The 18,418-nt window shown below is 71.1% G+C and carries 18 protein-coding genes and 1 pseudogene; 12 read left to right on the top strand and 7 right to left on the bottom strand.

The genetic code is table 11. The features are described from left to right. The 10 genes and pseudogenes from F6X68_RS33605 to polA all read left to right on the top strand — a co-directional run. Positions 1-521 (top strand): annotated as a pseudogene (locus F6X68_RS33605) (hypothetical protein); the annotation flags it as partial. A 259-nt stretch (positions 522-780) separates the two neighbouring features. Beyond that, the gene (locus F6X68_RS18785; RefSeq protein ID WP_151455513.1) at positions 781-1,938 is read left to right on the top strand and encodes a branched-chain amino acid ABC transporter substrate-binding protein; all 1,158 of its coding nucleotides are present in this window, start codon (positions 781-783) and stop codon (positions 1,936-1,938) included. Positions 1,939-2,046: 108 nt separating this feature from the next. Then, entirely contained in the window at positions 2,047-2,997 is a 951-nt protein-coding gene (locus F6X68_RS18780; RefSeq protein WP_132236441.1) for a branched-chain amino acid ABC transporter permease, read from the top strand. Beyond that, positions 2,994-4,103 carry a branched-chain amino acid ABC transporter permease gene (locus F6X68_RS18775; protein WP_151455512.1) on the top strand — a complete coding sequence of 370 codons (1,110 nt, stop codon included), beginning with the start codon at positions 2,994-2,996 and terminating at the stop codon, positions 4,101-4,103. Before F6X68_RS18780 ends, F6X68_RS18775 begins: the two co-directional genes overlap by 4 nt. Next, a complete protein-coding gene (locus F6X68_RS18770) occupies positions 4,096-4,941 on the top strand; it encodes an ABC transporter ATP-binding protein (protein ID WP_132236445.1) in 846 nt (281 codons plus the stop codon). The genes F6X68_RS18775 and F6X68_RS18770 overlap by 8 nt, the downstream gene beginning before the upstream one ends. Then, the gene (locus tag F6X68_RS18765) at positions 4,931-5,641 is read left to right on the top strand and encodes an ABC transporter ATP-binding protein (protein WP_088999313.1); all 711 of its coding nucleotides are present in this window, start codon (positions 4,931-4,933) and stop codon (positions 5,639-5,641) included. Before F6X68_RS18770 ends, F6X68_RS18765 begins: the two co-directional genes overlap by 11 nt. A 33-nt stretch (positions 5,642-5,674) precedes the next feature. Next, the gene (locus F6X68_RS18760) at positions 5,675-6,586 is read left to right on the top strand and encodes an ABC transporter substrate-binding protein (protein WP_151455511.1); all 912 of its coding nucleotides are present in this window, start codon (positions 5,675-5,677) and stop codon (positions 6,584-6,586) included. 2 nt (positions 6,587-6,588) lie between these two features. Then, complete coding sequence (locus tag F6X68_RS18755; protein WP_151455510.1) at positions 6,589-7,569, top strand: amino acid ABC transporter permease; 981 nt, start codon at positions 6,589-6,591, stop codon at positions 7,567-7,569. After that, entirely contained in the window at positions 7,566-8,375 is an 810-nt protein-coding gene (locus F6X68_RS18750) for an amino acid ABC transporter ATP-binding protein (RefSeq protein ID WP_151455509.1), read from the top strand. Before F6X68_RS18755 ends, F6X68_RS18750 begins: the two co-directional genes overlap by 4 nt. A 110-nt stretch (positions 8,376-8,485) precedes the next feature. Beyond that, entirely contained in the window at positions 8,486-11,185 is a 2,700-nt protein-coding gene (gene polA / locus F6X68_RS18745) for a DNA polymerase I (RefSeq protein WP_151455508.1), read from the top strand. 122 nt (positions 11,186-11,307) lie between these two features. On the opposite strand, the gene F6X68_RS18740 is transcribed toward polA, so the two are convergent. From F6X68_RS18740 to F6X68_RS18720, 5 genes are all read right to left on the bottom strand, one after another. Further along, positions 11,308-11,673: a MerR family transcriptional regulator gene (locus tag F6X68_RS18740; RefSeq protein ID WP_151455507.1), complete on the bottom strand. Its 366-nt coding sequence runs from the start codon at positions 11,671-11,673 to the stop codon at positions 11,308-11,310. Positions 11,674-11,720: 47 nt separating this feature from the next. Then, positions 11,721-12,470, bottom strand: coding sequence for an SDR family NAD(P)-dependent oxidoreductase (locus F6X68_RS18735; RefSeq protein WP_151455506.1), 750 nt, complete (start codon positions 12,468-12,470; stop codon positions 11,721-11,723). Between the two features lie 50 nt (positions 12,471-12,520). Next, complete coding sequence (locus F6X68_RS18730; protein ID WP_151455505.1) at positions 12,521-12,871, bottom strand: DUF3140 domain-containing protein; 351 nt, start codon at positions 12,869-12,871, stop codon at positions 12,521-12,523. Then, the gene (locus tag F6X68_RS18725; RefSeq protein WP_132236460.1) at positions 12,858-13,079 is read right to left on the bottom strand and encodes a DUF2945 domain-containing protein; all 222 of its coding nucleotides are present in this window, start codon (positions 13,077-13,079) and stop codon (positions 12,858-12,860) included. The genes F6X68_RS18730 and F6X68_RS18725 overlap by 14 nt, the downstream gene beginning before the upstream one ends. 76 nt (positions 13,080-13,155) lie before the next feature. Then, positions 13,156-13,962: a class I SAM-dependent methyltransferase gene (locus F6X68_RS18720; RefSeq protein ID WP_151455504.1), complete on the bottom strand. Its 807-nt coding sequence runs from the start codon at positions 13,960-13,962 to the stop codon at positions 13,156-13,158. A 297-nt stretch (positions 13,963-14,259) separates the two neighbouring features. On the opposite strand from F6X68_RS18720, the gene rpsA reads away from it, so the two are divergent. After that, positions 14,260-15,855: a 30S ribosomal protein S1 gene (rpsA, locus tag F6X68_RS18715; protein WP_151455503.1), complete on the top strand. Its 1,596-nt coding sequence runs from the start codon at positions 14,260-14,262 to the stop codon at positions 15,853-15,855. A 99-nt stretch (positions 15,856-15,954) separates the two neighbouring features. On the opposite strand, the gene F6X68_RS18710 is transcribed toward rpsA, so the two are convergent. Beyond that, positions 15,955-16,584, bottom strand: coding sequence for a GyrI-like domain-containing protein (locus F6X68_RS18710; RefSeq protein WP_151455502.1), 630 nt, complete (start codon positions 16,582-16,584; stop codon positions 15,955-15,957). After that, positions 16,577-17,101, bottom strand: coding sequence for a PadR family transcriptional regulator (locus F6X68_RS18705; protein ID WP_151455501.1), 525 nt, complete (start codon positions 17,099-17,101; stop codon positions 16,577-16,579). Before F6X68_RS18705 ends, F6X68_RS18710 begins: the two co-directional genes overlap by 8 nt. Positions 17,102-17,195: 94 nt before the next feature. On the opposite strand from F6X68_RS18705, the gene coaE reads away from it, so the two are divergent. Next, entirely contained in the window at positions 17,196-18,377 is a 1,182-nt protein-coding gene (gene coaE, locus F6X68_RS18700) for a dephospho-CoA kinase (RefSeq protein WP_151455514.1), read from the top strand. The last annotated feature ends 41 nt before the right edge of the window (positions 18,378-18,418 follow it).

Raw genomic sequence — 18,418 nt, 5'->3', positions numbered from 1 at the left:
CCGTGCCGGCGGGCTGGTGGGTGGTGGGCGCGGTGCTGCCGCCCGGCGCGACGGCGCTGACGCCCCTGGCCTGGAGCTCGGCCGACGGGCGGTCCTGGCGGCGGATGGCGCTGCCGGTGCCGGACGGGCGGGGCCAGGCGCAGCGGGTGGCCTCGGTCGACGGTGCGGTGGTGGCCGTCGGCCCGGTGCGCGACGGGTTCGCGACCTGGCGGCTGGTGGGCGACGAGTGGCGGCGGGCCGGCGGGTTCGGCGCGGCCGGTCCGGGGGTGTCCTCGGTCGACGCCCTGGTGCCGGCCGGGCGGGAGTTGGTCGCGGTGACGGGGGACGGCGGTGGTCACGGACTGTGGCTTTCCGCCGATGCGGGGGATTCGTGGCGACTGATGACCATGCCGGCCCCGGTGCCGGATGGTGGGAACACGGCCGTGGCGGTCGCGTCGCAGGGTGATCGACTGGTGTTGGTGTCTGACGACGGGGAGGCGTCCCGTGCCTGGTCAGTCGGGTTACCGGCCATCGATCGGTAAAGGGTGGACGAAGTTCGACCCGTTACCGATGAAACGAAGGCGAAGGCCTTTTGCCGCCGACGGTTCTTACAGCGATCGTTTCGAACCCGCCACGCCGTGTAACGGTTCGGTCAACCCGCTCCCCTGGGGCTTTCGTCACAGCTCAAAGGTGGGATAGCGTCCGGCCCCAGACCGGCGACGACGGTCTGGTTCGTCCGCCCCCGCAAGGGCCAATCGGCAGCGGGTGGTTCGGACCATTGGACGGAGGAGGGTTCGGGCCTTGAGGCAGAAGCTCGCGCGCGTTATCGGTGGGGTCGCCATGCTGGCGCTCGTCGCCGGCGGCACGGCATGCTCCAGTAGCGACGACGCGGCGTCCGGTGGCGACGCCTGCGGCAACAAGATCGCGTTCTTCGGCGCGCTGACCGGCCCGTCGGCGGCGCTCGGCATCAACGAGAACAACGGCGTCAAGCTGGCGGTCGACAAGTACAACAAGGAGAACGCCGACTGCAAGGTCGAGCTGGTTCCCCTGGACTCGCAGGGCAGCCCGGACCAGGCCCCGCAGCTGGCCCAGAAGGCCATCGACGACACCAAGATCCTCGGCATCGTCGGCCCGGCCTACTCGGGTGAGTCGGAGGCCGCCGGTCCGCTCTTCAACGAGGCCGGTCTGGTGACCATCACCCCGTCGGCCACCAACCCGACGCTCGCGAAGCAGAACTGGAAGACCTTCTTCCGCGCGGTCGGCAACGACCTGAGCCAGGGCCCGGGTGCCGGCAACTACATCAAGAACGTGCTGAAGGCCGACAAGGTCTACGTCATCGACGACCAGTCCGCGTACGGCGCCGGCCTGGCCGACGAGGTCAAGAAGCTGCTCGGCCCCGCGGTCGTCGGCTCGGACAAGGTCCAGGGCGACGGCAAGCAGGTCGAGTTCTCGGCCGTGGTCACCAAGGTCAAGGCCGCCAACGTCAAGGCGGTCTTCTACGGCGGCTACTACCAGGAGGCCGGCCTGATCCGCAAGCAGCTCACCGCTGCCGGGGTCACCGCTCCGCTGATCGCCGGCGACGGCGTGAACGACGCCGCGTACATCACCTCCGCGGGTGCGGCGGCGGCCGAGGGCACCATCCTCACCTGCCCGTGCCAGCCGGCCGCTGAGGCGCGTGGCACCTTCATCGAGGAGTACAAGGCGCTCAACGGCACCGACCCGGGCACCTACAGCGACACGGCCTACGACGCGGCGAACATCCTGCTGGCCGGCATCAAGGCGGGCAAGACCAGCCGTGAGGGCCTGCTGGAGTTCGTGAAGGGCTACAGCGGCGAGGGCGTCGCGGCGAGCTACAAGTTCGTCGAGGGCGGCGAGCTCGACCCGGCGCAGGTCAAGGTCTGGGCCTTCAAGGTCAAGGACGGCAAGGTCGTTCCGGACCAGGAGATCCCCAAGTCCTGACGTCGGTCGCTGCAACGGCGATTGAGTGGTGATCGCGGGCGCGGCCGGGAGCTGTGCTCCCGGCCGCGCCCCACTTTTCTCTCCAGACCCTGATGGAGTGTCCCTTCATTGAACTTCGACGACCTGTTCTCCAACTTCGGGACATACACGACGACCGGCCTGACGCAGGGTGCGATCTACGCCCTGGTCGCGCTCGGCTACACGCTGGTCTACGGCGTGTTGAGACTCATCAACTTCGCCCACTCCGAGGTCTTCATCGCCGGCGCGTTCGCGGCGATCTGGACCTGGAACGGCTTCGGGCTCGACCAGAACTCGCAGGTCAGCGGCATCGGGTCGATCATGTTCTACCTGCTGGTGGCGATGATCGTCGCGGCGATCGCCTCCGCCGGCACGGCCACCGTGATCGAGCGGGTGGCGTACCGGCCGCTGCGTAAGCGCAACGCGCCGCCGCTGGCCTTCCTGATCACCGCCATCGGCGCGTCCATCGCCATCTCCGAGGCGTTCGGCATCTGGACCCGCCGTCGCCCCGAGGGCGCCCCGATCCTGGTCAGCCAGGAACCGCTGTTCCACGTCTTCGGCGTGCCGATCGACGGGGTGCAGCTGCTCACCCTCGGCGCCGCGCTGGTGATGATGATCGCGCTGGACCTGTTCATCAACCGCAGCCGGGTCGGTCGCGGCATCCGGGCGGTCGCCCAGGACGCCAACACCGCCGCGCTGATGGGCGTGAACAAGGACCGGATCATCCTGATCGTCTTCATCGCCGGCGGCAGCATGGCCGGCGTCGCCGGTCTGCTCTACGACGTACGGATCCAGACCCTCACCTACAGCGTCGGCTTCCTGCTCGGCCTGAAGGCATTCACCGCCGCGGTGCTCGGCGGCATCGGCAACCTGCGCGGCGCGCTGCTCGGCGGCCTGCTGTTGGGCTTGATCGAGAACTACGCCTCCGGTCTGTTCGGCAGCGAGTGGAAGGACTTCGCCGCGTTCGCGCTGCTGGTGGTGCTGCTGATGTTCCGGCCGACCGGTCTGCTGGGTGAGTCGCTGGGGAGGGCACGGGCATGACGACCGTTCTGGAGAAGGTGCGCTCCGGCCGCGAGGCGGCCGGGGAACGGTGGCGCGGGGCGCCGCGCTGGGTGCGCTGGGCGCTGCTGGCCGCGGTGATCGTGTTCTTCTACGCGCTGCCGAACAAGGAGTTCTACCAGTACCTCGGGCCGATCCCGACCCCCGGTGCGAACTTCACCCAGGTGATGTTCACCGTCTCGATCTACGTGCTGCTGGCCGTCGGTCTGAACATCGTGGTCGGCTTCGCCGGCCTGCTCGACCTCGGCTACTTCGGCTTCTTCGCCGTGGGCGCGTACACCGTGGCGGTGCTGACCTCGCCGAGCAGCAACCTCAAGACGCTCTGGCCGTGGCTGCTGGCGGTGCCGGTGGCGATCGCCCTGACGATGGTCTCCGGCGTGATGCTCGGTACGCCGACCCTGCGGCTGCGCGGCGACTACCTGGCGCTGGTGACGCTCGGCTTCGCCGAGATGATCCGCATCGGCGCGGTCAGCTCGGAGTTCCTCCGGGGGCAGCGGGGCTTCAACCAGATCCCGCACCCGCCGGGCGAGTTCGCCGACGGCAAGCCGGTCTTCGGCGTGCTCGACGCACGGCCGTACTACTGGCTGGTGCTCACGCTGATCATCCTGGTGGTCATCGGGGTGCGGAACCTGACCCACAGCCGGGTCGGGCGCGCCTGGATCTCCATCCGGGAGGACGAGGACGCGGCGCAGCTCATGGGCGTGCCGACGTTCAAGTTCAAGCTGTGGGCGTTCGCCGCGGGCGCCGCGATCGCGGGCCTCGCCGGCGCGCTCTTCGCGGGCAAGCAGAACTTCGTCAACTCGCAGAACTTCGAGCTGCTGAACTCGATCATCATCCTGGCCGCGGTCATCTTCGGCGGCTCGGGCAACATCGTCGGCGCGATCGTCGGCGGTGGCCTGGTGGCGTACATGATCGAGCGGTTCCGTGGCATCGAGCTGCTGGGCGTCGAGCTGTACGAGTACCGGTTCCTGTTCTTCGGCCTGGTGCTGGTGGTCATGATGATCTTCCGGCCGGAGGGTCTGATCCCCAACCGACGACGTGCGGCGGAGTTCAAGGATCGTCGCAAGGAGGTGACCGTCGGTGAGTGACACCGAGCAGACGCCGGTCGTTCCGGCGCAGGCCGGCGCGCCGGCCGTGGAGGCGGTGCCCACCCGGGAGCCGCTGCTGGAGGTCGACAAGGTCACGCTGCGCTTCGGCGGCGTGGTCGCCCTGAACGAGGTGGACTTCACCCTCTACAAGGGCGAGATCCTCGGTCTGATCGGCCCGAACGGCGCCGGCAAGACCACCTGCTTCAACGCCATGACCGGCATCTACCAGCCCACCGAGGGGCAGATCCGGTTCCGCGGCCAGAAGGTCAGCGGCAAGAAGCGGCACCAGATCACCAAGATGGGCATGGCGCGGACGTTCCAGAACATCCGCCTCTTCCCGGAGATGACGGCGCTGGAGAACGTCCTGGTGGGCGCGGACGCGCACAACAAGACGAGCGTCATCTCCGCGCTGTTCCGCCTGCCGCGGTACTGGAAGGAGGAGCGCGCGAGTCGGGAGAAGGCCGAGCGCCTGCTGGAGTTCGTCGGCATCCGCAAGCGGATGCATGAGTTCGCCCGCAACCTCTCCTACGGCGAGCAGCGGCGGCTGGAGATCGCCCGCGCGCTGGCCACCGACCCGGTGCTGCTCTGCCTGGACGAGCCGGCCGCCGGCTTCAACCCGGCGGAGAAGGAGGAACTGCTCCAGCTCATCCGGCAGATCCGGGACACCGGCGTGACCGTGCTGCTCATCGAGCACGACATGCGCCTGGTCATGGGGGTCACCGACCGGATCGTGGTGCTGGAGTTCGGAAAGAAGATCGCCGAGGGGCTGCCCGCCGAGGTGCGGGAGAACCCGAAGGTGATCGCGGCGTACCTGGGGGTGCCGGACGATGCTGCTTGAGATCGACGATGTGAGCCTGCTCTACGGGCGGATCCAGGCGCTGCACGGCATCAGCCTGACGGTGGACGAGGGCGAGATCGTCGCCCTGATCGGCGCCAACGGCGCCGGCAAGTCGACCACGATGCGGGCGATCTCCGGGATCCGGCCGGTCGCCAGCGGCAGCATCCGGTTCAACGGTGAGGACATCACCAAGCTCCGGGCGGACCTGCGGGTCCGGCGGGGGCTGTGCCAGGCACCCGAGGGCCGCGGGATCTTCCCGGGCATGACGGTGCTGGAGAACCTCGACATGGGTGCGTACACCCGGCGCGACCGGGCCGGCATCGCCCAGGACCTCGACCGGGTGCTGGGCCTCTTCCCGCGCCTGGCCGAGCGGCGCAGGCAGCAGGGCGGCACCCTCTCCGGCGGCGAGCAGCAGATGCTGGCCGTCGGGCGGGCGCTGATGAGCCGGCCGAAGCTGCTGCTGCTCGACGAGCCCTCGATGGGTCTGGCCCCGATGCTGATCCAGCAGATCTTCGACATCATCGTCGAGATCAACCAACAGGGCACCACCGTCCTGCTGGTCGAGCAGAACGCCCAGCAGGCGCTGGCCCGGGCCCACCGGGCGTACGTGCTGGAGACCGGCCGGATCGTCAAGAGCGGCACCGGTGCCGAGCTGCTGCACGACCCGGCGGTCAAAGAGGCCTACCTCGGCGTGGCCTGACCGGCCGTCACCCCTCATCGCAAGGAGTACCCCATGTTCCGCATCAGTGGTGGCCGCCGGGCCGCCCTCGGCGTCACCGGCGCCGCCCTGCTCGCCCTCTCGCTGGCCGGCTGCGGCGAGAAGGAGAGCACCGAGCAGCCCGGCGCCGGCCCCAGCGTCACCGCCGCCGCCGACTCGGCGCTGGCCGCGAAGGTGCCCGACGCCATCAAGGCCGACGGCGTGATCAAGGTCGGCACCGACTCGACGTACGCCCCGGCGGAGTTCCTCGACGCCGACGGCAAGACAGTGGTCGGCTTCGACATCGAGCTGTTCAACGCGGTCGCGCAGAAGCTCGGCCTGAAGGCCGAGTACGAGTCGGCGCCGTTCGACGCGATCCTGCCCGGCGTCGACTCCGGCAAGTACGAGGTCGGCGTCTCCTCGTTCACCATCAACGCCGAGCGGATGAAGACCGTCAACATGGTCAGCTACTTCTCCGCCGGCACCCAGTGGGCGACCAAGGCCGGCAACCCGGCCAAGGTCGACACCGAGAACGCCTGCGGCAAGAAGATCGCCGTGCAGGTCGGCACCGTGCAGCTCGACGACATCACCGCCCGGTCGAAGAAGTGCACCGACGCCGGCAAGCCGGCCATCACCATCGACCAGTACCAGGCGCAGAGCGACGCCACGGCCGCCGTGGTCAGCGGCAAGAACGACGCCATGCTGGCCGACTCCCCGGTCGGCGCGTACGCGGTGAAGCAGAGCAGCGGCCAGCTGGAGCTGCTCGGCGACATCTACGAGTCGGCCCCGTACGGCTACGCGGTGAAGAAGGACCAGGCCGCGTTCGCCGAGGTGCTCAAGGAGGCCGTCACGGCGGTCATCGCCGACGGCACGTACGAGGGCGCGCTGAAGAAGTGGGGCGTCGAGGGCGGCGCCATCACGACTCCGGCGCTGAACCCGACCAGCTGACCATGTCTGTCGAGACTGACACACCCGAACGGGCACGGCCGGAACCCATCCGCGCCGTGCCCGTGCGGCATCCCGGGCGGTGGGTCGCCGTCGCCGTGATCGGGGTGCTGGTGGCCATGTTCGTGCACCTGCTGGTGACGAACAAGGCGTTCAACTGGTCGTTCATGATCGACGAGATGTTCCGCCCGCCGATCGTCGAGGGGCTGCGCGGCACGATCGCGCTGCTCCTGACCGCCATGCTGATCGGTGTCGGGCTGGGCGTCGTCATCGCCATCATGCGGCTGTCGGAGAACCCGATCCTGCGCGGCGTCGCCTTCGCGTACACCTGGTTCTTCCGGGCGGTGCCCCGGTTAGTGCTGGCGATCCTCTTCGGCAACCTGGGCATCCTCTGGGCGCGCGTCGAGTTCGGCCTGCCCTTCGACCGGCAGATCGGCGCCCTGTTCGGGGTCGACGACTTCGAGGCGCGGCTGTTCGGCTTCTCCGCCGTGGAGATCCTGACCGGCTTCGTCGCCGGCATGCTGGCGCTGGGCCTGTCCGAGGCCGCCTACATGGCGGAGATCGTCCGGGCCGGCATCCAGTCGGTCGACGAGGGGCAGACCGAGGCGGCCCAGGCGCTCGGCCTGCGCCGGGGGCAGATCCTGCGTCGGATCGTGCTGCCGCAGGCCATGCGGGTGATCGTCCCGCCGACCGGCAACGAGACCATCGCCATGCTCAAGGACACCTCGCTGGTGGCCTTCGTGCCGGTCTCCACCGAGCTGTTCTTCCAGCTCAGGGCCGTCGGTAGCCGGACCTTCCAGGTCTTCCCGATGCTGGTGGCGGCGACCATCTGGTACCTGCTGCTGACCAGCGTGCTGCTGGTCGGGCAGTACTACCTGGAGCGGCACTTCTCCAAGGGCGTCGGGCGCAGCGGACGGGCGAAGACCAGGCTGCGGGCGATCGCGGCGGAGAACGGCGGCACGACCGGGAAGGCGGACGGCGCATGACCGAGCTGACGGTGCCGGCAGCGGCCGGCGGGGCGGCGGTGGAGTCCGCGCCGATGGTCCGGGCCGAGCAGGTGCACAAGTCGTTCGGGGCGATCGAGGTGCTCAAGGGCATCGACCTGGAGGTCCGCAGCGGCGAGGTGTGCTGCCTGCTGGGTCCCTCCGGCTCCGGCAAGTCGACGTTCCTGCGCTGCATCAACCACCTGGAGAAGATCAACGCCGGCCGGATCTGGGTGGACGGCGACCTGATCGGCTACCGCGAGCGCGGCGGCAAGCTGCACGAGATGCGGGAAAAGGACGTCGCCGCCCAGCGCCGGGCGATCGGCATGGTGTTCCAGCGGTTCAACCTCTTCCCGCACATGACCGCCCTGGAGAACGTCGCCGAGGCACCGGTGCAGGTGGGTGGGGAGAAGAAGGCCACCGCCCGGGACCGGGCCGCCGCGCTGCTGGAGCGGGTGGGGCTGGGCGACAAGCTCGGCAACTACCCGAGCCAGCTCTCCGGCGGGCAGCAGCAGCGGGTGGCGATCGCCCGGGCGTTGGCGATGCAGCCGAAGCTGATGCTCTTCGACGAGCCCACCAGCGCGCTCGACCCGGAGCTGGTCGGCGAGGTGCTCGACGTGATGAAGGACCTCGCCCGCGACGGCATGACGATGATCGTGGTCACCCACGAGATCGGCTTCGCCCGCGAGGTCGGCGACTCGCTGGTCTTCATGGACGGCGGCGTCGTCGTCGAGTCCGGCGTGCCCCGCGAGGTGATCGCCAACCCCCGGCACGACCGGACGAAGGCGTTCCTGGCCAAGGTGCTCTGAGCGGTACGCCGGCGCGGCCCACCCCGGGCCGCGCCGGCGTCCGCCTCGGGCCGCGCCGGCGTCCGTGCCGGTGTCCCGGAGTGTCGGAGCGGGCGGCTAGAGTCGCTGCCGTGACAGCTACGACGCCGCGCCTGCTTCTCGTCGACGGACATTCCATGGCATACCGGGCGTTCTTCGCCCTGCCGGTGGAGAACTTCTCCACCACGACGGGGCAGCCGACCAACGCGGTCTACGGCTTCACGTCCATGCTGATCAACGTGCTGCGCGACGAGCAGCCGACGCACATCGTGGTCGCCTTCGACGTCTCCCGCCGCTCTTTCCGCACCGAGAAGTACGCGGAGTACAAGGCCGGCCGCAGCGAGACCCCGACCGACTTCAAGGGCCAGGTGAGCCTGGTCAAGGAGGTCCTCGCGGCGCTGCGCATCCCGGTGGTGGAGAAGGAGGGCTTCGAGGCCGACGACATCATCGCCACCCTCGCCTGCCAGGCCCGCGACCAGGGCATGTCGGTCCTGATCAGCAGCGGCGACCGGGACGCGTTCCAGCTCGTCGGCGACCAGATCACGGTGCTCTACCCGCGCAAGGGCGTCTCGGACCTGGCCCGGATGGACCCGGCGGCGATCGAGGCGAAGTACGGCGTCCCCCCGGAGCGCTACCGCGACCTGGCCGCCCTGGTCGGCGAGACCAGCGACAACCTGCCCGGCGTGCCCGGGGTCGGGCCGAAGACCGCCGCGAAGTGGATCAACACGTACGGCGGGGTCGACGGGGTCGTCGCGCGGGCCGACGAGATCAAGGGCAAGGCCGGCGACAGCCTGCGCGAGCGGCTCGCCGACGTGATCCGCAACTACGAGATCAACTGTCTCGTCTCCGACCTGGAGCTGCCGCTGCGCCCCGAGGACGCGCGGTGGGAGGGGTGGGACCGCGAGGCCGTCCACCAGGTCTTCGACACCCTCGAGTTCCGCATCCTGCGCGACCGGCTCTACCAGTACCTGGAGGCGGTGGAGCCGGAGGCCGAGTCCGGGTTCGACCTGACCGGCGAGGTGCTCACCGAGCCCGGGGCGCTCGCCGGGTGGCTGGAGACGCACGCGCCGGCCGACACCCCGGTGGGCGTGGCGGCGAAGCTCGACACGGGGCCCAACCGCCGGCACACCGCCTCGGTGACCGGGCTGGCGCTGGCCACCGCCGGCGGTGCGGCGGCCTGGTGCGATCCCGCCACCCTGGAGCCGACCGACGAGGCGGCCCTGGCGGCCTGGCTGGCCGACGCCGGGCGGCCCAAGGTGCTGCACGACAGCAAGCCGGCGGTGCTGGCGTTCGCCGCGCACGGCTGGCACCTGGAGGGCATCCTCCGCGACACGCAGATCGCGGCCTACCTGGCCCGCCCCGACCAGCGCTCCTACGACCTGACCGACCTGGCCCTGCGCTACCTGCACCGCGAGCTGCGGGTCGACGCCCCGGAGACCGGCCAGCTCACCCTGGAGGGGCTCGGCAACGACGGCGAGGCGGAGCAGAACCTCATGCTCCAGGCCCGCGCCACCCTAGACCTGGCCGACGCGATCGACGCCGAGCTGTCCCGCGACGGCGAGCAGTCGGCGCGGCTGATGGCCGGGGTGGAGCTGCCGCTGATGCGGGTGCTCGCCGACATGGAACGCACCGGCATCGCCGCCGACACGCACTACCTCTCCGAGTTGGAGGCGCACTTCGCCGCCGAGGTGAAAGCCGCCGCCCAGGGGGCCTACGAGTCGGTCGGCCGGGAGTTCAACCTCGGCTCGCCGAAGCAGTTGCAGGAGATCCTCTTCGGCGAGCTGGGCCTGCCCAAGACCAAGAAGATCAAGACCGGCTACACCACCGACGCCGACGCCCTGCAGTGGCTGCACGCGCAGAACCCGCACCCGGTGCTGGCCCACCTGCTGCGCCACCGGGACGTGGCGAAGCTCAAGACGACCGTCGACGGGCTGCTCAAGTCGGTCTCCGACGACGGCCGCATCCACACCACGTTCAACCAGACGGTGGCGGCCACGGGGCGGCTCTCCTCCACCGAGCCCAACCTGCAGAACATCCCGATCCGCACCGAGGAGGGCCGCCGCATCCGGCGCGCCTTCGTGGTGGGGGAGGGCTACGACTGCCTGCTCACCGCCGACTACAGCCAGATCGAGATGCGGATCATGGCGCACCTGTCGTCGGACGACGCGCTCATCGAGGCGTTCAACTCCGGTGCCGACTTCCACGCCGCCACCGCCTCGTCGGTCTTCGAGGTGCCGGTCGACGAGGTCACCGCCGACCAGCGGCGCAAGATCAAGGCAATGAACTACGGCCTGGCGTACGGGCTGAGCGCGTTCGGCCTCTCCCAGCAGCTCGGGATCACCGCCGAGGAGGCGCGCGGGCTGATGGAGAACTACTTCGCCGGTTTCGGGGGCGTGCGCGACTACCTCCAGGAGGTCGTCGCCCGCGCCCGGCACGACGGTTACACCTCCACCATCCTGGGCCGCCGCCGCTACCTGCCCGACCTGGTCAGCGACAACCGGCAGCGCCGGGAGATGGCGGAGCGGATGGCGCTCAACGCTCCCATCCAGGGTTCGGCGGCCGACATCATCAAGGTCGCCATGCTGCACGTCGACACGGCGCTGCGCGAGGCGGGCCTGCGCTCGCGGATGCTGCTCCAGGTGCACGACGAGCTGGTCTTCGAGGTCGCCCCGGGCGAACGGGAGACCCTGGAGGCGCTGGTGCGGCGGGAGATGGGCGGGGCGCACCCGCTGTCGGTGCCGCTGGAGGTCTCCGTCGGCGAGGGCCGGGACTGGAACAGCGCCGACCACTGACGGGCGCCGCCCGCCGCGCGCCGGCACGGGCCCTGCCCGGGGAGGGCGGCAGGACCCGCGCCGCCGTCGAACGGTGCGGGACGGCCGTGGGTCAGGGCAGGGGCGGCGGGTCCGCGTCGTCGTCAGACTTCTGGGACGGCCGTGCCCGCCGCGCGCAGGGCCGCCGCCAGCCGGTCGCGTGCCGCCGTCTGCGCCGCGATGCGGGCGTCGAGCACCGCGAGGCGGTCCAGGGCGACCCGGACACCGGCCGGCGCGGGCGGGGCGGCGGCCACGTCCCCGTCCAGGCAGGGCAGGAACGTCCGCACGTCGTCCAGCGTCAGGCCGGCGGCCAGCAGGTGACGGATGTTGCGCACGCGGCCCACCGACCGCTCGTCGTAGATCCGGTAGCCGTTGTGGGCCCGCCGGGAGTCGAGCAGCCCGTGCCGCTCGTAGTGCCGCAGCGCGCGTGGGGTGGTGCCGGTGGCCTCCGCCAGCTCGCCGATCAGCATGGTCCGTACCTCCGGGCACCGTTCTACCAGTGCGGCGGGCGACGCCGTCACGCGATCACGGCGCCACCGTCGACCGGCAGCACGACGCCGGTGACGAAGCCGGCCGCCGGGTCGGCGAGGCGCAGGATCGCCCACGCCACCTCCTCGGGACGCCCGATGCGTCCCAGCGGCGTCCGCTCCACCTGCCAGCGGCGGACGTCGGCCTGCTGCTGCGGCGTCAGCCTCTGGTGCGCGCCGATCGGGGTGTCGACGGCGCCGGGCGCCACCGCCACCACCCTGATCCCGGACGGCGCGAGCTCCACCGCCCAGCTGCGGGTCAGCGAGTCCAGGGCGGACTTCCCGGCCGCGTACAGCGAGCTGCCCGGCCAGGCCCGCGACCCGACCGACGTGGTGACGTTGACGACGACGCCCCGGCTGTCGGTCAGCGCCGGCACCGCCGCCTGGGTGAGCAGGAGCGGCGCCACCAGGTTCGTCGCCAGGTGTCGCTCGACGGTCTCGGGGGCGAGCGAACCGAGCGGACCGCCGCCGGCCACGCCCGCGTTGTTGACCAGCACGTCGAGGCGGCCGTGCCGCTGCGTGGCGGTGCCGACGATCAGCTCCGCGGCGCCGGGAGCGGTGACGTCGGCGACCAGCGGTTCGATGCCGGGGTGGCCGGCGGCGGTCTCCGCCAGTGGCGCGGCCCGTCGTCCCACCGCGACGACGTACGCCCCCTGGGCGCTGAACTCACGGGCCGTGGCCCGCCCGATCCCGGTGCCCGCACCGGTGACGACGACGATCCTGCGTTGCGCTCGACTCATGGTGCGGATCGTCGGACCCTGCCGTCAGTGGCAGGGTCAAGCGGACGGGCTCAGCGCTTCAGTGGGTCGTGGCCCCAGTTCATCAGGGACCAGCGCCACTTCGTGTCGCGGACGTCGCCGGAGGGGCGCTGCGCCATGTGCCGGCGGACGTAGCCGACGACCTTGCGCATGTGCCGGTAGTCGCCCTCGGAGAGCTCGGCACGCTTGCGCCGCAGCAGCTCGATGATCTTGCGGCCCGACTCGTGCCCGACCGACTCGCCGCCGCCGGAGCGCCCACCCTTGTGCCAGCCGACCTGCTTCGACTCGTCGGTCTCCAGCCACGTCGACAGCTCGGCCGGCTTCATGTTCACCGCCTCGGTGAACTCCCGGTAGGTGTCCCGGCCCTCGTCACCCCTGCTCATGGCGCAGCACCTCCGGACGGTGTGCGACGTCCCGCCCCGAGTCGTCGTTGCGGATCCGGTACTGCGGGTCGTCCGGTGAGGCGTTCACGGCGTGCCCGCGTACGTGCGTGCGTTCGGTGATCTTCTCCTTGACCACGCCGTACGCCCGGCCGCTGTGGCTGGCCCAGGAGACGTGGTCACCGCTGTGGAACTCGCTCTGCTCGGCCATGCGACGCGGGTACCCGGCGTCGATGCCCCGAAACGACGGCCCCGGCCGGGCGCGCTCCGGTCGGGGCGCGTGCCGGTCAGCCGGCGGGCTTCTGCGCGACGAAGATGGCGGTGCCGGGGAAGAGGCGGCCGCGCAGCGGGCTCCACTGCCCCCAGATCCCCTCGTGCCCCTCGGGCCACTCCGGTTCCACGAGGTCGAGCAGGCGGAACCCAGCGCCCACGAGCTCGCGGATCCGGTCGCCGAGCGTGCGGTGCTGCTCGACGTAGGTGGCGTCACCGGCCTCGTCCTGCTCCACGTAGGGGGAGCGGTCGAAGTACGAGTGCACGGCGGTCAGCCCGCCCTCGCCGGGGTCGTCGAGGAAGATCCACCGCATCGGGTGGGTCACCGAGAACACCCACCGGCCGCCGGGGCGCAGCACCCGGAACACCTCGCGCATGACCGCCGCCGAGTCGGCCACGAACGGGACCGCCCCGAACGCCGTGCAGGCGGTGTCGAACGCGGCGTCGGCGAAGGGCAGCGCCAGCGCGTCGGCCTGCACCAGCGGCACGCGTACGCCGGTGCGTCCGGCCGCCAGCGCGGCGTGCCGCAGCATGCCGGCGGAGAGGTCCAGGGCGACCGGCCGGGCCCCCTGGGTGGCGAGCCACCGCGCGGCGGCGGCGGCCCCGCAGCCGAGTTCCAGCACCCGCCGGCCGGCCAGGTCGCCCAGCAGCCGTACGTCGGCCTCCCGCACGCCCTCCGGACACCAGACGAAGTCCAGGTCACCGAGGAAACGGCCGTGCTCGGCCTGGTAGTCGTCGGCGTCGGCGTCCCACCAGCGGCGGTTCGCCCGGCGGGCCTCGGCGTTGCCGACCCGGCGCCGGGTCACCCGGCTGTCGTCATCCACCCGCCCACGCTAGCCCCGCGCGCGCCGTGCGCCGGGCGACCCCCGGAGTGCGGGGTACGGCGCCCGGCGCTACCGTTCACCGGTGATGCCCCTGTGACGGACGCGACACCTGCGGCGCCTTCCTGCCGATATCTCCGCTTTCGCAGCTGACGAGGCGGCGAGAGGACGGGAGGGCTTGCACGCTGTGGTAATGCAGCGGGTAGGCTAGATGATGCGCTCGCGGATCGTGTGCCTCGGCAGGGAGCAGGTGCGCGGTCTCCGGGACCACTGGCGGAGCCACATCCATGATCTCACGCGATGATCTTTCGGTGTGCCCGGCGACGGATCCGCTGGCGCGAACAGGTCACCGCGACACACCAGCCTGCTGTGACACACCATCCGACCGGAGCAACCGCCCACATGACGAGCAGCATCGAGGCCCCCTCGAGCGCCACCCGGGTCACCCACGACGATCTCGGTTCCGAGGAGGCTTTCCTCGCCGCGATCGACGAGACCATCAAGTACTTCAACGACGGCGACATTGTCGAAGGCACCGTCGTCAAGGTCGATCGGGACGAGGTCCTGCTCGACATCGGCTACAAGACCGAGGGTGTCATCCCCTCTCGGGAGTTGTCGATCAAGCACGACGTGGACCCGGCCGAGGTCGTTTCGGTTGGTGACCACATCGAGGCCCTGGTCCTCCAGAAGGAGGACAAGGAGGGTCGTCTGATCCTCTCCAAGAAGCGGGCGCAGTACGAGCGGGCCTGGGGCACCATCGAGAAGATCAAGGACGAGGACGGGGTCGTCCGCGGCTCGGTCATCGAGGTGGTCAAGGGCGGCCTCATCCTCGACATCGGGCTGCGGGGCTTCCTGCCCGCCTCCCTGGTCGAGATGCGTCGGGTGCGCGACCTGCAGCCGTACGTCGGGCGCGAGCTCGAAGCCAAGATCATCGAGCTGGACAAGAACCGCAACAACGTGGTCCTGTCCCGCCGGGCCTGGCTGGAGCAGACGCAGTCCGAGGTGCGCACCGAGTTCCTCAACAAGCTGCAGAAGGGCCAGGTCCGCAAGGGCGTCGTGTCCTCGATCGTCAACTTCGGCGCGTTCGTCGACCTGGGCGGCGTGGACGGCCTCGTGCACGTCTCCGAGCTGTCCTGGAAGCACATCGACCACCCGTCCGAGGTCGTCGAGGTGGGCCAGGAGGTCGAGGTCGAGGTCCTGGACGTCGACCTGGACCGCGAGCGGGTCTCGCTGTCGCTGAAGGCGACGCAGGAGGACCCGTGGCGTCAGTTCGCCCGCACCCACGCGATCCAGCAGATCGTGCCGGGTAAGGTCACCAAGCTGGTGCCGTTCGGCGCCTTCGTCCGGGTGGACGACGGCATCGAGGGCCTGGTCCACATCTCCGAGCTGGCCGAGCGCCACGTGGAGATCCCGGAGCAGGTCGTCCAGGTCGGCTCCGAGGTCATGGTCAAGGTCATCGACATCGACCTGGAGCGCCGCCGGATCTCGCTGTCGCTCAAGCAGGCCAACGAGGGCTTCGTCGAGGGCGAGGAGCACTTCGACCCGACCCTCTACGGCATGGCCGCGACGTACGACACCGAGGGCAACTACATCTACCCGGAGGGCTTCGACCCGGAGACGGGCGAGTGGCTCGAGGGGTACGACAAGCAGCGCGAGACCTGGGAGAACCAGTACGCCGAGGCGCGTCAGCGCTGGGAGGCCCACACCAAGCAGGTGCAGACCTCCCGGGCCGCCGACGCCGAGGCGGCTGCCAACCCGGCCCCGCCCGTCACCGGTGGTGGCACCACCACCTCGACCAGCGCGGCCCCGAGCCGTCAGGCCGAGGAGCCGGCCGGCACTCTGGCCACCGACGAGGCGCTCGCCGCTCTGCGGGAGAAGCTCGCCGGCGGCAAGTGACCCGCTGAACGACGACGGGCCCCGTCCCCGCGATCGCGAGATCGCCGGGGGCGGGGCTCCCGTCTTTCCGCAGCCGCCCGCCGCCGCGCCCTCGCCGCCCTACGTACCCGATGCGGCGGCGACCGGTTGCCTCAGGATGGTGCGTTGCCGCTCGGGCGCGACCCGGCGGAAGTCGCTGAGGTAGATCTCGTGGTGTCTGCCCACCATCCGCAGCCCGTTGCCCGGGACGAACTCACCGTGCAGCCGCGCCAGCACCTCGGCCTCGTCGTCGAAGGAACCGACGTGCAGCGTCTGCACGCACCGCCCCTCGGACAGTGTCGCCAGGCGGACGTCGTCGAGACGTGACGGGCGGTTCCTGGCCCCGGCCTGCTCGACGGCGGCGGTGAACAGGTCCTGGCCGATCCAGTCCGGCACCATGATCATCAGCGTCCAGTCCCACCGTGCCTTGTCGCGCCGGGCGGTGAACGAGTCCATGTCCTCGGCCCACCACAGGCCCTCCAGGGGCGGGACGACGTAGTCCCGGCCGAGGTCTCGCCTGCTGGCGAACTTCAGCTTGTAGGCCACCGGGTAGAGGGCCTCGATGGCGCCGGTGAACGCCGGTGCGCCGTTCGGGTCGCCGTGGCCGTCGACCATGAGGTACCGCGTGTCGGGCACGTCCACGATCCGGAACTGGCCGCGCCCGGCCTGATAGGCGTCGAGCGTCTTCTTGAAGTCGGTCTTGTCAGTCATCAGGCACCTGGGCTCGGGCGGCGAGCCACTGCCTTTCCGCCTCCAGGAGGCTCAGCGAGTACGAGAAGACCTCCCGCGCCGGGTGCGGGAGGGGGGCCTGCGCCTGCTGCGCCGACCGGAGCGACTCGATGCGGGCCTCGACCCCCGCCAGCCGGGTGCGCAGCGCCTGCGCGTACTCCCGGTCGGAGAGCAGGGGCAGGTTGGCGATGCCGACGAGAAGCGGGTGCCGGACCGGCTGCGGTTGCTCGATGAGCGCCAGCGCGGTGCGCGCCGCGGCCGCCCGGCCCTCGGCGGTGGCGTGGAACACGTGGCGGGACTTCGGGGCGGCGGGAGCCTCGGGAACGTGGACCAGGCCGCGCTTGTCCAGCTTGGCGAGCAGGTAGTAGATCGAGGAGAACCCAACGTCGGACCACTGACGGATGCCGCGTCGCGCGATCACCTGCTCCAGGTCGTAGCCGTGCCGGGGTCGTTCGATGAGCAGGCCTAGCACGGTCAGCTCGGCGGTGGTCAACTCCACGCGCCTATCCTAGTACTAGGATACGGCTCCAGAGGGACCGGTCCGGGGTGCCCCCGGTGCCGGCAGCGCGGTGGTGATCCGGTTGACTGACGTCGTGCTGAAGGTGGGACTGACCGGAGGAATCGGGTCCGGCAAGAGCGCCGTGGCGAGGCGACTGACCGAGTGCGGCGCGGTGCTGATCGACTCCGACCGGGTGGCCCGGGAGGTGGTCGCGCCGGGCACGGAAGGGCTGGCCGAGATCGTCGCGGCCTTCTCCGAGCGGATCCTCGACGCCGAGGGCGCCCTCGACCGGGCGGCGCTGGGCGCGCTGGTGTTCGCCGACGAGACGGCGCGCCGCCGGCTGGAGGCGATCACCCATCCCCGCGTACGGGCCCGGGCCGCCGAACTGGCCGCCGCGGCGGCACCCGACGCGATCGTGATCAACGACGTGCCGCTGCTGGTGGAGGTGGGGCTCGCGCCCACGTACCACCTGGTGGTCGTGGTGCAGACGGAGGTGGCCACCCGGTTGGCGCGGCTGGCCCGCGACCGGGGGATGGACCGGGCGGAGGCCGAGCGGCGGATCGCCGCGCAGGCCGACGACGCCCGGCGGCGGGGCGCGGCGGACGTGCTGCTGACCAACGACGGCAGCCTCGACGACCTGCACGCGGCCGTCGACGCGCTGTGGCGCGAGCGGCTGCGGCCCTACGAGGCGAACCTGCGCGAGCGGCGGGCGGCCCCCTCGGAGCACGTCGTCCTGACGGAGGCCGACCCGACCTGGCCGCAGCAGTACGCGCGGCTGGCCGCCCGGATCCGGCACGCGCTCGCCCCCGCCGACCTGCGTATCGACCACATCGGCTCGACCGCGGTCCCGGGGCTCGTCGCCAGGGACGTGATCGACATCCAGCTCACCGTCCCGACCCTCGCCGACGCGGACGGACCGCTGGCCGAACGGCTCGCGGAGGCGGGCTTCCCGCGCCTGCCCGGCGAGTGGTGGGACGACCCCCGCCCGCCCGGCAGCGGCCGGTGGGAGAAGCGGCTGCACGGCAGCGCCGACCCGGGCCGCCCCGTGCACCTGCACGTCCGCCCGGCCAACGCGCCCGGCTGGCGGTACGCGCTGCTGATGCGCGACCACCTGCGTGCCGACCCGGACCAGCGGTCGGCCTATCTGGCGCTGAAGCGGGAGCTGGCGGCCTCCGCCCCGGACAGCGCCGCGTGGACCACCGCGAAGGACCCGTGGTTCGACGAGGAGCACCTGCGCGCCGAGCAGTGGGCGGCGCAGACCGGCTGGCGTCCCTGACCGGTCAGCGGCCCCCGGCCGGGGGCCGGGGCGGTGGGACG

Origin of the sequence: Micromonospora sp. AMSO12t (genome assembly GCF_008806585.1) — a bacterium.
GTDB lineage: Bacteria > Actinomycetota > Actinomycetes > Mycobacteriales > Micromonosporaceae > Micromonospora > Micromonospora reichwaldensis.
The sequence above is the reverse complement of the archived record's forward strand: the minus strand, read 5'-3'. Positions and strand labels throughout refer to the sequence as shown.

What these genes read in the sequence shown, in the direction of transcription:
- F6X68_RS18775 (WP_151455512.1), top strand. Translation starts at nt 2,994, where the DNA reads ATGACGACCGTTCTGGAGAAGGTGCGCTCCGGCCGCGAGGCGGCCGGG.
- F6X68_RS18765 (WP_088999313.1), top strand. Translation starts at nt 4,931, where the DNA reads ATGCTGCTTGAGATCGACGATGTGAGCCTGCTCTACGGGCGGATCCAG.
- F6X68_RS18760 (WP_151455511.1), top strand. Translation starts at nt 5,675, where the DNA reads ATGTTCCGCATCAGTGGTGGCCGCCGGGCCGCCCTCGGCGTCACCGGC.
- F6X68_RS18755 (WP_151455510.1), top strand. Translation starts at nt 6,589, where the DNA reads ATGTCTGTCGAGACTGACACACCCGAACGGGCACGGCCGGAACCCATC.
- F6X68_RS18750 (WP_151455509.1), top strand. Translation starts at nt 7,566, where the DNA reads ATGACCGAGCTGACGGTGCCGGCAGCGGCCGGCGGGGCGGCGGTGGAG.
- F6X68_RS18740 (WP_151455507.1), bottom strand. Translation starts at nt 11,673, where the DNA reads ATGCTGATCGGCGAGCTGGCGGAGGCCACCGGCACCACCCCACGCGCG.
- F6X68_RS18735 (WP_151455506.1), bottom strand. Translation starts at nt 12,470, where the DNA reads ATGAGTCGAGCGCAACGCAGGATCGTCGTCGTCACCGGTGCGGGCACC.
- F6X68_RS18730 (WP_151455505.1), bottom strand. Translation starts at nt 12,871, where the DNA reads ATGAGCAGGGGTGACGAGGGCCGGGACACCTACCGGGAGTTCACCGAG.
- F6X68_RS18725 (WP_132236460.1), bottom strand. Translation starts at nt 13,079, where the DNA reads ATGGCCGAGCAGAGCGAGTTCCACAGCGGTGACCACGTCTCCTGGGCC.
- rpsA (WP_151455503.1), top strand. Translation starts at nt 14,260, where the DNA reads ATGATCTTTCGGTGTGCCCGGCGACGGATCCGCTGGCGCGAACAGGTC.
- F6X68_RS18710 (WP_151455502.1), bottom strand. Translation starts at nt 16,584, where the DNA reads ATGACTGACAAGACCGACTTCAAGAAGACGCTCGACGCCTATCAGGCC.